General features: G+C 65.4%; 1 protein-coding gene. It reads left to right on the top strand.

What is annotated here, in order from left to right; genetic code table 11:
• Positions 1-196: 196 nt before the first annotated feature.
• A complete protein-coding gene (locus tag KB449_RS22640) occupies positions 197-14,218 on the top strand; it encodes an S-layer homology domain-containing protein (protein WP_282910516.1) in 14,022 nt (4,673 codons plus the stop codon).
• The last annotated feature ends 77 nt before the right edge of the window (positions 14,219-14,295 follow it).

Below are 14,295 nucleotides of genomic sequence, written 5' to 3'. Positions count from 1 at the left end.
TAGACGTGACAAAACGCCGCCAAGCCTTGATGCGAAGCGGTTTTTTGTCATTTCGTGACGAATTCTTTCATTATTCTTTTATTCGGGTCCCGTAGACTTAGCTCTAGAATGCTCGCCGTCCGTCCGCATCGGGTCGATCCTGTCCCGGCGCCACGGCAAGCGAGGGAGGGGTTGGCGTACTGTGGGGAAAAAAGGAATGAGTTGGCGCGGGGGCGCGCTCGTATGGCTGCTCATCACAAGCATGCTGGGCAGCGCGATCCTGCCGAACTTCGGAGGAGGATCGGCTGCGGCGGCAACCTTGCAAGCCGCGGAATTCGGGTCGTCCGACATCGGGGCTTTGGCCGCTGCTGGAGCGTCCGCCGACACGGTGGGGCACTGGGCCGGCGATACGATGACGGAGTGGCGGCGCCTGGGGCTGATCAACGGATTCCAGGACGGCACGCTGCGCCCGGACCAGGCGATCAGCCGGATTGAATTCGTGGCGCTGGCGAACCGGCTGTTCGCATACAAGGGTGCCGCGAGCCTGAAGTTCGCCGACGTGCCGGGGAACGCCTGGTTCGCATCCCAGGTGCAAGCCGCGGTGGCGGCAGGCTATATAAACGGCTTCCCCGACGGGACGTTTAAGCCGAATCGGCAGCTGTCCCGCGCCGAGGCGGCCGTCATGCTCGCGAAGCTTGTCCCGGTCGTCGAGCGCGACGGGGCGGATGCGCTCGGCGCGTTCGGCGACCGGAGCGACGTGCCTGCCTATGCGAAGGCCGCGCTGGGCGCGCTGGTCGAGAACGGCTTCGTCCAGGGCTTCGCGGACGGGACGGTGCGTCCCGTCGGCAAGCTGACGCGCGCGGAGGCCGTCGTGCTGCTGGACCGGATCCGCACGCAGTCCGCGAAGGGCGCGGACGGCGCCATCGTGCCGGCCGCGCTGCGATTGACGGCTGCCGGCGCCTACGGTCCCGCGTCGGGCACCGTCGAGGTCGCCGGCGACGTCGTCATCGATGCGCCGGGCATCACGCTGCGGAACGTGAAGGTCCGAGGCAGCCTGACCGTCGGCGCAGCCGTCGGCGAGGGGGATGTCTACCTGAAAGGCGTCGCCGTGGGCGGGAGCACGAATCTGCAGGGCGGCGGGGCGCATAGCGTACATATCGACGATTCGCAGCTCGGGACGGTCGTCGTCGAGAAGAAGGACGGCCGGATTCGGGTCGTCGTCGGCGGCGCGACGGTCATCGAGCAGTTGGACGTGCGGACGGACGCGAATATCGAGTCGGAAGGAACGACGGCAGGCGGCGGGATCGCCGGCATTTCGATCACGGCGACCGGCGAGGTCGTGCTGTCGGGCAGCTTCGGCAAGGTCGAAGTCGCCAGCGACGTGACGCTGACCGTCAGCGTGGGCACGATCGAAGCGCTGCAGGTCGGGGAAGGCGTGAAGTCCGCCGCGATCAAGCTGAACGAAGGCGTGGCGGTGAAAAACGCGGAGCTGCACGGCGGCGTGCAGGTCTCGGGAGCCGGGACGATCGGCCACGCGCTGGTGGATGCGGCGGACGTGCGCTTCGAGACGCAGCCGGCGAACGTGGAAGTGACTGTGCGCGGCGGCGCGGCCGGAGGGTCGGGCGGCACTGGCGGAAATGGCGGCAACGGCGGCGTGCAGCCAACTCCTACGCCGACGGCTACGCCAACCTCTACGCCGACGACGATGCCGACGAGTACGCCGACGCCGACGCCGCCGGTCGATACGACGATAACGGTCGTTCCGACGCTGGTTCAGGCGCGCGCGGCCGGCTTCAAGGTGGCGCTCAGTCCCACAGTGCCGGGACTGACTGCGGCGAACTTTGCCGTAAAAGACGCCGCGGGCGGCATCGTCCCCGTGACGTACGCGGCAACGCTTGATGGCGGCGCGACCTACGCGGCTGCGGCCGCGCTGACTGAGGGCGCGACGTATACGCTGACGATCGCCAAGACGGGTTACAGCTTCGGCGGTGGCCTCGCCGTCGCTGTCCAGGTCACGCCGCCGGAGGACATCGACGTCGCTGCCTCGCTCGTCGGCGCGGCAGCGCCGTCCGGCTTCACGCTGGCGCTGAACGGGCCGGTCGCCGGCCTTGCGGCGGCAGATCTTGCGCTGACGCACGGCGGCCAGCCCGTGGACATCGCGTCGGCCGACAGCGCCGACGGCGGCGCCACCTACGCGGTCGTCGCGGCCTTGACGGCCGGCGAGCGCTACGTGCTGACGATCGCCAAGCCGGGCTACCGGTTCGGCGGCGGTCTGACGATCGACGTGCCTGCGGACGGGACCGAGGAGATCGCCGTCACGCTGACGCCGAGCGGCACGGCCAGCGGGGCGGGATTCACGGTCGGCTTGAGCGTGCCGATTCCGGATCTGTCGGCCGGGCAGTTCCAGTTGACGCACGGTTCAGACAGCGTGGCCGTGACGAGCGCCGTCAGCGAAGACGGCGGGGCGACATACGCGATCGCGGCCTCGCTGACCGAAGGCGAGACGTACCGGCTGACGATCGTCAAGCCGGGCTACGGCTTCGGCAGCGGCTTGACCTTCACGGTGCCTGCAGGTCTTGTAGTCGTCGCGCCCAGCGTCAGTCGTCTGACTTCCTCCGGTTTCGTTTTGGCGCTGGACAAGCCGGTGCCTGAGCTGGAAATGGACAGCTTCACGATTAAGGGCAGCGACGAGACGACTGTCGGCATCAATATGCTGGAGACTGAAGCCACGCACAAGATCGTCGAGGTGTACGCGCCGCTCGCGCTGGGCGACACGTACACGGTGTCGCTGAACAAGCCGGGTTATGCCTTCGACGAACCGCTGGTGCTGTCCGTCAAGGCGACCGAATCGCCTTCTACGATCGAGTGGGTCTCGTATCAGGGCTTCTCCATCCGCTTCGGCTCGCCGGTCGCGGCGTTGACCGCCGACCGGATCTCGCTGACCGGGGCGTCGGGCGCGGCAATCGCCGTTCAGGGCGTACAGCTGGCGGCGGACGGCAGGTCCGCCGTCGTGACGGCCGATCTGACCGCCGCCGGCGACTACGGATATCGCATCGCCTTTGCGGACCTCGTGTTCTCGGGAGAGCTGCATGTACCTGAGACGATCGCCGTCAGCCGCTATACGACCTTCGAGTCGGTGAACTACGTCGATCAGGGCTTGCGCGTGCATTTCAGCGTCCCGGTCCAGGGGCTGCCCCCCGAGGCGTTCGAGCTGACGCACCGGGACGGCACGCCGTATGCGCTCGCGTCGGCGGCGACGGACGACGGGGGCTGGAGCTACCTGCTGGTGCCGGAGCAAATGACGTACAGCGACTATGCGCTCGACGTGCGCCATGCGGGCTACGACTTCGGCGGCGCGCTGCAGATCATCCGTCCGACGATTAACAACTGGGGCGGGCTGGCCGACCTGGCCGCGTTTATCGGACTCAATCCGTCCGTGCCGACGACGATGGACAATTATCGGATTACGGACGCATCGGGCGCCGCGGTAACGATCAAGGCGCTCATCCCGATGCAGAACGCATTTATCGCCACCTTTGAAGGCGTGCGGGGCCGCGGCTACGACGTGACCGTCGTCAAAGAAGGCTACGACTTCGGCGGTCCGCACCGGATCAACGTGTATGCCCGCAATACGATCGTCGATCCTTCCGGAACCGGGTTTACGCTGGCGCTCAATCCACCCGCGGCGATCGATACCGCGCACGCCTTTTCGCTGCACAAGGTGAAGGACGGAGCGGCAGTCGGCAGCGCGCTGCGGATCGATTCCGTCCAGACGACCGACAATGGAGCCAGCTACAAATTCGCGGCCGCGCTGACGCCCGGGGACTACAAGCTGTCGGTGGATGCCGATATCGACGAAGATTCGTTCTACTTCACGGTGCCGGTCGTCGCGACCATAACGGTCGATCAAATTACCGATAGCGGCCTCACCGTGAAACTAAGCGAAGCGCTGAGCGGTCTGACCGCCGGCAGCTTCGGACTTGTCCAGGCGGATACGGGTACGCCGGTTACGATCGATTCGGCGACGACGTCCGATCAAGGCCGCACTTATCGGCTGTCGGCCGAGCTGTCCGGGGGCAATTATACGCTGCAGCTGTACGGCCATCTGCCGGACGCGGGCGTCCCGTTCCAGGTTGCCCCTACGGTGGATGCCGGCGTTCCGGCCGTCGACCGCATCGGCGCGGACGGCTTCGACCTGACGTTCGACAGCGCCGTGCCCGGCTTGCTGCCGGCCGATCTCGATCTGCGCGATGCGAGCGGCAGCCGACTGAGCGGCGTGACGCTGTCCACGGCAAACGGCGGGGCCAGCTACCGCGTCCATGTCGGCCTGACCAGCGGACGGGACTACAAGCTGACGCTGAGCAAGGACTTCTTCCGCTTCGCCTCGCCGGCCACGTTCCACGTCGGCTACTTCCTGTCGGCGACGATCGCGCAGACGACGCTGGACGGACGCATCGAGGTCCGCTTCTCGTCCGCGCTTCCGCAGGCGCAGTACGGCGGCGTGTTCGCCCGGGACGAAGCGGGTAACGATTATTATCCGTACGAATACGCGATGGCCGGCGGCGGTACCGTCTATCGGCTGCGGCTCCCGACTTTCTCGTCCGCCCATACGTACAGCATCGCGCTGAATCCGGCAGCCGCGCCGGAGCTCGCGGACTACGCACTGACCTCGCTGACGTTCGGGTTCCCGACGGTGATCTCCGCCGCGGACGGCACGGCAACGGGCCTTAAGGTCAGGTTCATCTCGCCCGTCGACGGACTGACTGGCGCCGGCTTCATCGTCCGCGACGCATCGGGCACGGCCATCCCCGTTACCGGCGCGATTACCGAGGACGCGGGAAGCAGCTATGCGCTCACGGCCGCGTTGACGCCAGGGAAGTTTTACACGGTACAGTACAAATCGCCGGCATCGTATCAGCAGACGCAGCCGGTCTCGTTCGCCGTGCGCAAGTCGCTGGCGCCGACGATTAAAAACGTGACGTCGACGGGCTTCACGCTCCAGTTCGGCGAGAAGGTCGCGAGTCTCAAGGGCTCCGAAGTCGTCCTGCGCGATCCAAACGGCAGCATTCTCCATACGAGCCTGTACAGCTTCTCGACGACGGATCAAGGCCTCACCTATCAGTTCCGTTACGCGGTCGGCGCCGGTGTCGTCGAGCCGGGCGCAGGATACACGCTCGACGTGCAGCGCGACGAATTCGCGCTCGACGCGCCGCTCGCGTTCGATATTCCGATTCCGGCGAATGTCCTCGTCTCGCTGACGACAAGCACGGATCTGCTGCTTGCGATCGGCAGCTACGGAGGCGGAGAGCTCGGCCTCGTTAAGAGCAGCCTCGACCTGCGGGACAGCAAGGGACGTCCGGTATCGTTCGCGATGGCCGATCTCGGCGGCGGCTCGTACAAGCTGACCGGCGCTTTCGACGCGCAAGAGACGTATACGCTGACCGTCGCCAAGCCGGGCTACGACTTCGGCAAGCCGCTGACGTTCGGCCTCAGCATCGCGGTCGGCATCACGACGATGTTCCAGAACCAGCAGGGCTTCAGGCTTTTCCTTAGCCCTCCCGTGGCCGACCTGGGCGTCTCCGAGATCGTGGTCAAGGACGGCAGCGGCCAGACGACGGCCGTGACGTCGGCAACCACCGCTGACGGCGGCGCCACCTATCAGGTGTCCGCGAAGCTGACGGCGGGCAAGACTTACACCGTCACGATCGACAAAACGAATTATACGGTGAAGTTCACGATTCCGTTCAGCCTGAACAGACGGGCGGCTTCGGTGGATATGGCGTCGGTCCGCGGCTTCCGGCTGAACTTCGACCGTGCGGTGAACTGGAGCAGCGAATTCAAACTCGTCGTCATGGACGAGCAGGGCAATGCCGTCAAGACAAGCGGCATCGTCTCCAAGGATAACGGACTGAGCTATGAGATCGATGCGGCTCTCGTGCCGGACGTCAACTACACGGTGACGATCACCAAGCCGGGCGACGACTACGGTCCGGGCATTCCGCTGATCGTGAGGAAGGCCGAGGCGGCCTTCGCAGGTCTGGGGGCAGGCGGCAGCCGCACCTTCAGTCTGTCGCTCGATCCGGCGATTCCGGACATGCGTCCCGGGGAATTCGTGCTGCGGCGCGCTTCCGACGGACGGCGTCTCCCGGTGCTGTCGGCCGAATCGACGGACGGCGGCACGACGTACGCGCTGTCCGCCGACTTCCTGCAATCGGAAAGCTACACGATTATTCCGGAAAAAGACGGCTACGCGTTCGGCGATCCGATCCCGTTCAACATGCCGATCTTCGAGCGGACGGCCGTGACCGGCGCAAGTCCGCGCGAGATCCGGATCGGCTTCAACCCGGCCGTGCCGGGTCTCGACGAGAGCAGCTTCGCACTGCGCAGCGGGGCAGGTACGACGCTGCCCGTCGGTTCGGTCTCGACCGACGACGGCGGAGCGACCTACCGGATCGTCGCCGACTATGCGGGCGGCGAGAAGTACACAGTGACGATTGCCAAGACCGGCTACGAATTTGGCGATCCGCTCACCGCGGATATTCCCGACGCCGTGACGGCCGCGATCACGGCGGTATCCGAGACGGGTCTCACCGTGTCGCTCGCTCCTGCCGTGGATGGATTGTCCGCGGCGAGCTTCTCGCTGCGGGATGCGACCGGACATGCGGTCTCGCTGACAGGCGCAAAGACGACGAACGGCGGAGCCACGTATGCGCTGAGCGCAGCACTCGCGGGCGGCAATGGCTATACGCTGACGATCGCGCTTGCCGGCTACGACTTCGGCGCCGCGATGACGCTGAACGTTCCGATCCCGGTTACCGCCGCGTATTCGGACGTTCGCACGTCCGGTCTGACGATCCGCCTGGCCGCTCCGGTGCCAGGGCTTACAGCGGCGAACGTCACGCTGCTCGATCAGGACGGCAAGCCGATTGCGATCGACGCCATGACGACGTCCGACGGCGGCGCCGCCTACGCGGTGGAGGCTGCCCTCGAGGCGCAGCGGCGCTATACGCTGCGTCTATCCAAAGCGGGCTACGACTTCGGCGCCGATGCAGGGTTTGTCGTACCGCTGGCCGTACAGGCGGAGGTGCCGGCGCTGCTGACGACCGGCTTTACGATAAAGCTGAACCGGGAGGTGCCCGGATTGACCGCAGGCAATGTGACGCTTACGGACAGCGCGGGAAAAGCAGTCGCCATCACCGCCTGGACGGCATCCGAGGACGGGCTGTCCTACCAAGCGTCCGCCGAGCTGGCTGAGCATGAGACATACGCGCTGCAGCTCGTCGCGAACGGCTACGACTTCGGCCCGGCCGTCCAGCGCGAGGCGCGGCCGGCGCTTGCGCTCGCGGCGAGCGGCGTTTCCGACGTCGCCTTCGTGCTCGAGCTCGGCGAAGCCGTGCCGAATCTGAAGCCGGACGACGTCTATCTGACGGATGCGTCCGGTACGCGGATCAAGCTGAATGCGGTCTCGTTCTTCGATTTATCTGGCGCGGCCAACGCCGGACGCCAATACCAGGTCGTCTATTCATTGACGAGAGGCGAGACGTACACGATCGACGTCCGCGATACTGCGCATCCGACGGCCGCACCGCTGCAGGTTATTTTGCCGATCCAGGTTCAGGCCCAAGTGTCCGGCATCTCGAAGAAAGGCTTCACGCTCGCCTTTAACAAAGCGGTTCAAGGACTGAGCGCGGACGAGATCGAGCTGCTGAACGAAGACGGAGAGCGGATCGCCGTCGGCAGCGCGGTCGCGGGAGAGGCGGCGGCGAAGTATGCGGTCGACGCCAAGCTGACGGAAGGACGCACGTATACGCTCAAGCTGAACAAGAAGGGCTATAGCTTCGGCGCGGCCGGCGGGACGCAGGTACAGGTGCCGATCGCCGTGACGGCTACCGTCTTGAATCCGAACGAGTCGGGCTTCACGATCGTGCTGTCCGAGCCGGTGCCGGATCTGGATATCAAGCTGTTCAAGCCAGGCTTCGCCAGCGCCTATTACGATCTGACGATTGCGACGCCGGACGGAGGCCGGACTTATCAGGTGGGCGTATCGTGGCCAAGCGACTATCCGCTGACGCTAGCGCTGTCTAAGCCGGGGTACGCGCTCGGCGCCGACCAGACGGTGCAATACGCGAAGAAGCCGCCCGTCATGCTCCGCGCGGTATCGGGCGCGGACAGCGCGAGCGTGCTGCTGACGTTCGACGCGCCGCTCGTCTCGATGGAGACCAGTGCCGGATTTACGCTGAAAATAGGCGGCCAGTGGCAAAGCGGCGTTAAGTCCTACTTTATCAACGCGACGACGGTCAAGCTGACCTGGAGCGGATCGCTCCTCCGTTCGACCGACGAGCTGGCCGTCGCCTATACCGGCGTGAACCGGGTGAAAGGCGTGAACGGCGCGTTCCTGGCGCAATTCGCCGCTACGCCGGCGCTGAATGCCTCGAGCGAGCTCGGCCTCGTGCAGAGCTACGTCGACAGCTGGAACGCAGATACGCCGGCGGCGATGCTGCACGCGCAGTTCGGTCGCTCGGCGCTGGAGACCGCGAAGCTGCTGCGGGAGGGCGGGTTCTCCGCCTCGCTGTATGCGGCCGCCGTCGGCAAGGAATATCAGCTGGATTTTGCGGCCGTACTCGGGCTGCTGTACAAGATGGACACGGATGCGCCAACGGCGTTCGGTGCGGTTCGGGCGACGCGGTATTTGCCGAACGCGCCGGATACGTGGATCGCGGGCTTCCTTGCCGCCGGCTATGCGCCGGAGGAATTCGCGGGCAGCTTCCGCGACGTGGGTTATCAGACGCGGGATATCGTTCGCGGGCTCAAACTGGGAGGCGTGTCCGCGAAGACGGCGGCGCTGACGATGAACCGCGCGCTCCATGAAACGAGCGACAGCGCGGCGACGCAGCTGCGCATCTTGTACGGAGCTGCGGAAACTGCAGGCGCCGTGCAGAGCGCGTACGGTCTGACCGAGGCCGGGACGGTGCAGGCGTTGGCGGCCGGCGGGATGTCAGCGGCCGATGCCGCCGCTGCGAGCAAGACGCTGTTCGCCGCCGATGCGGCGACCGCGGCCGGACTGCTGAGCGGCGCCGGCTACCCGGCGAAGGCCATCGGCGCAGCCGTCCGGCAGCTCTATACGTTCGCGGACGCGGCAGAGGCCGTCCAGGCGCTCGCTCTAGCGGGTCTGGCCGGGGGAGAGCTGTATGCCGCAGCCGGCGCGATCTTCTCGCCAGCGGATGCAGCTTCGGCCATGCTCGGCCAAGGCATGTCCACGTTCGACGTGGCGGACGCGATCCGGGCGGCCGGCGGCGGCGCGGCGACGGCTGTCGCCGCTCTGCTGAGCCGCGGCGGGGATCCTGAAGCGATCGCCCGCCAGGTGATGAGCGCATGGGGCACCTCGCTGACGCTGCGGGAGACGGCAAGCCAGTTCGTGCAGGGCGGCTTTAGCAAGACTCAGGCGGCGACGACGCTGCGCACCGTTTACGGCGCGGATGCGGCCTCCGCATTCGACGCGCTCGAGCCGATGTTCCATCCGTGGGGCTTCGATGCCAAGGGGCTGTTCACGACGCTGCTCCAAGGCGGGTATGATCCGATCGAGGTAGCGGATTACTTTCTGAAGCACGTCTATGTCGGCATCGCGCCCGTGCTGGAAAACTTCCTGGAGGATGCGCGCTACCCGCTCCCCGCGTCGCTGACGTATGTGCACGATGCGGTGACGAAGGGCGGCAAGGCATATGCGATGAAGGACGCGGTCCGGGACATGTTCGCCACCGGCGCATTCTACTCCGCGGAGGAGGCGCTCGCCGCGCTGCGGGCCGCCTTTGCGAGCGATGCCGCCGAGCCGGCCAATCCGGCGAACCTGGCGGCGGGCATGAGCGAACGGTATTCGTTCTACGATTATCAAAGGGCGCTGATCTCGCAGTTCGGCCTGACGATGCCGATGTGGATCGGGCAGCAGACGGCCGATTGCGCCTGCGACGCAGCCAAGCTGGCCAAGGATGCGAAGTTCCTGTTCGGCGCCTCGTCCGTCGGCGACCTCACGACGACGATGAGCGCGACCGGCAAATTCACGCTGCAGCAGATTATCGAGGGTACGATCTCGCTGTACCCCGGCAATTCGCGGGAATCGCAGATGTCCGCGCTCACCGCCGTTCTGAGCGGTACCGGGTATCCGGTCGGCGAGCTAGCAGCCGTATATGACGGCGAGGGCTGGGATTGGATCAAAGCGTTCAGCCGGTACGGCATTGCGGCCAAGGAAGCGGCTTTGTATTTGCAGTCCAAGGGGCAGACCGAAGACCAGATCATCGTTCGTCTGCGCCCGTATCCGCTCAAGGATATCGCGCTCGTGCTGCGCGAGCAGTACGGACTGGACGAGTCGGGCGCGATTGCGGCGCTGCTGTCCGTGCAGTTCTACGATCAGGACGAGATCGGATCGGCGGTCGCCTGGGCGTTCGGCGGCAACCCCGTCGCGCTGTGGGTGAAGACGCTGAAGGCGCAAGGCGCGTCGGCGGGCTCGGTCATCAACCTGCTGGCATCCCGCTATACGGAATACCGGGATCCGAGCGTATCGGGTCCGGCTCTGATCCGCGGCGGCTACGGTATGGAAGAGGTCATTCAGGCGCTGATCGCCCGTTCGAGCAATCCGAACCTGCAAAATACGATCGCCGTGCTCAAATCGCTGTACGCGCAAGACCAGGTGACGGTCGCGCAGCTGCTGGCCGCATCCGGCAGCGCTTCGCCGGCCGACGGCATCGCCTTCCTTAAAAACGCGAAGTATTCGCAAGCGGAGATCGCCCGCAGCCTGAAATCCTATTACGGGCTGGAATCGGGCGAAGCGGCCAGGCTGCTCGCCGACGCTTACCCGTCCGAGCTGACGAGGGTCATTCAGACGGTGGCGGGCATTTACGGCGACAGCAAGGCGGCTGTCGCGGCCGCCGCGCTTGCGGCCGAGGGCATTACCACGCTGGAGGCGGCGATTCCGTACTTGCGGGATGCCGGCTTCGGGCTGCAGGATATCGCCGCCATCGCCCGCGATCGCCTCGGCGCGCCGCTCGGCCGGACGGCGCAAGCCCTGCTGGCGCACAGCGGCGAACGCGACAGCGTCGTGCTCTATGCGGCGGCGGGCGTCTACGGCCAGACGGTCGAGCATGCGATTCACGAGCTGCTGACGGCGAACGGACAAGCGTCCTTCGCCGATGCGATCGCCTATATTTACGCGCAGCAGCGGTTCGATCTGCGGACGGGCGCGATGCTTGCGAAGGAAGAATACGGTCTTTCGTCGGGACAAGCGCTGCAGGCATTCCGCACGTTCGGCATGTATAAGGACAAGGACGTCGTCGCTACGGTGGCGGGCGTGTACGGCATGTCCGGCGACGCGAGCATCGTCGATTCGCTCGAAGCGAGCGGTATGCATACGTTGACCGACGCGGTATCGTACCTGCTGCGGATGAACTTCGATCTGCGGAGCATCGTCCGCGTCGGCCGCGAGCACTACGGACTGACGCAAGGCCAGACGGCGACGGCGCTTGACGCGTCGGGCTTCTTCGACGGCAGCGGCAGCGAAGTCGTCGCCGCGATCGCCTCCGTATACGGACAGACGATGAGCCAGGCGCTGGTCGCCGTGCTGGACGGGCTGGGGGCAACGACGTTCGAAGCCGCCATTCCGGAGCTGCGAGCGGCGAACCTGACGCTGGACGATCTCGTGTTGGCCGCGCGCGATCACTACCGGCTGACCGCCGGTCAGGCGCTTGGCGCGCTGCTGCCGATCTCCGCTTACCAGGCCGATGCAGTGACGGCCGCGGTGCTCGAGTATTACGGCAAGCCGTTCGCGGAGAGCGCAGGAGACCTGCTTCGCGGCGCCGGCGCCGCCAAGCTGCAGGACGGCGCGCCGATCCTGCGGCAGATGGGCTATTCGCTTAAGGAGATCGTAGCGGCATCGCGGTCGTACTACGGCTTGACCGCCGAGCAGACCGCCGACGGGCTCGCGGCGTTGGACTTCGACAGCGCATCCCTGATCGCTGCCGCCGTAGCGGACGTCTATGCGCCGGCTTCGGCCGCCGATGCGGACGCGGTGCTTGCCGCCGGCGAAGAGATCACGGATCCCGCTGCCGCCGCAAGGCTCCTATGGCAAGCAGGCATTCCGCTGAGCAACATCGCCGGCGCGCTCAGCCGTCATTACAGTCTGACTGCCGGCGAGATTGCCGCCGTTCTGGCAGGTACGGCGCTGTTCGATCCGGCCACGATCGTCTATGTGCTGGCCGCAGGCTCGGAAGGTTTGACCGGTGCCGGCGTGGCTGCGGTGCTGAGCGCGGTAGGCGTCGGTTCCGCATCGGACGCTGCGGGCATGCTGCGGCAGGCCGGCTATGGCGCGACGGACATCGCGTCCGCGCTCCTGAACGGTTATGCCCAATCGGAGACGGATACGAAGGCCATCCTGTCCGGACTTGGCGTCTATACGGCGCAAACGATCGAAGCCGCCGTGAATCAGGCGCGCGGACAAGGACCGACATCGGCCGACTTGCTGTCGGATGTCCTCGAGTTGTACGGGGTGACGACGGCGGAAGGCGCAGTGGCTTTTCTGAAGCAAACGAACAATTCGCTCACCGACATCGCGACGCAGCTCAAGAACCGCTACAAGGCAGACGCCGCGCGCGCGACCGAGCTGCTCAAGCCTTACGCCCAGGCCGGAGACATCGCGCTGGCGATCGCCGCCGTCTACTATGCCGATACGAATCTGTCGTATCTGAAGCAGAGGGTGCCGGCTGCCTATGCGGGCAATCCGACCAATTTGGCCGGCTATATGTCCGGGAAGTTCCCGCTGTCCGACATCGTGCTTGCGCTCAAGCTGCTGTTCGGTCTCGACGCGCTCGGCGCCAAGGATGCGATGATCAACGTGGACGCTTCGCCGGATCAGATCAACGGCAAGATCGCGGAAGTGTACGGCGTCGATCCGGTGCTCGCGCTTCTGACCCGGATGAAGGCTCAGGGAGCCAGCGCGAGCGATCTCGCGGTCGAGATGCAGCGCAACGGCAAGCTGGAGGTTAGCGACCGTTATCTGGTCGATACGCTCGCCGCGCTCGGCTACGACGGCGCGACGATCTTGAATTTGCGGTACAGGTCCTTCAACAGGGGCTTTAAAAATGAAGGCACTGTCCAGGAACAGGCCGCGCTGCTCATCCGGTTCGGCGTCAATACCCCTGCCGCGATGGCGGACTTCCTGATGTACAAGAGCTATGGCGGCAGCTCCGCGGGCGTACTTGCGATGATGCTGATCATGCGTGCGGGACTGCCGAACGCTTCCATCAGCGACATCGCGCTGGCGGTCGTGGGCTACGGCTTCGGCCGGCTGCCGATCGAGAATGCGATGCAGGCGATGGGCGAGCTGAGCGGCAGCATCGCGGAGGAAGCCATTCTAAAGCGGCTGGGCTACAGCGCCTACGACGCGGCAGGCTTCGTAAGCCGCATGTTCGCGAGCCGGAACGATCGTTTGCGGCTGCTCGCCCTCAACGGCTACAAGCTGACGGATTATTTGAAGTATGTCTATTACGGCGCGGAGTCCGTCGCTTACCTGAAGCAGACCGGCCTGGGGGCCACGGAGATCGCGGTCGCGATCGTCCAGTCGGGCGCGTCGAATAACTATGCGATCATCGCGCAGGACCTGAAGCAAGGCGGCTTCACGGATCTGAACGAGGTCGTGAAGGCGGTGTACAAGGCGGGACTTCGTCCCGAATGGATCCCCGACTATCTGTACGGCATGGCGCCGCTGCAGGATATCGCCCAAGCGATGGTCAATACCGGCGAGATCTCCCTCACCGTCATCGTCAAGGCGCTGCAGATCGCGGAGGCGAATAACAAGCAAATCTACGACATCGTTAAGGTTATCAGCAAAAACGAGCAGGCCGCGTTTCTTGGAGAGCTGTCCGCAGTCGAACGCCGCGCGCTCGACGAAGACAAGGCCGCGATCATCGTGACGCTGGGCACGCTGCGCGGCGCCGGGTTCAGCGCGCACGAGTCGGCCGACCTGCTCACGAACGACATGGGCGACTGGATGAAGGCGACGGTGATGCTCATCCTGTCCGGCTACGAGTGGGACGATGCGCTCGGGGCGGTGTGGGACGAGTACCGCGCGGCGATCGGCGTGTTCATCCTGCAGTCGATGATGGGCAGCACGATCTCGAACTTCATGAAGGACTTCCAGAACTACTGGAGAATCGGCAAGATTGTCATGAAAATCGTAAAACGCGAATTGTCCTGACGTTTAAGCGAGAAACGGAAGTCTCCTTCCCTTGAATCATGGGGGAGGAGGCTTCTTTTTTAGAAGTTGAAGGTAGG

This window comes from Cohnella hashimotonis, from assembly GCF_030014955.1.
In the GTDB taxonomy this organism is placed as follows: domain Bacteria; phylum Bacillota; class Bacilli; order Paenibacillales; family Paenibacillaceae; genus Cohnella; species Cohnella hashimotonis.
Note: the sequence above shows the minus strand (reverse complement) of the source record. Positions and strands in the feature narration are given on the sequence as shown.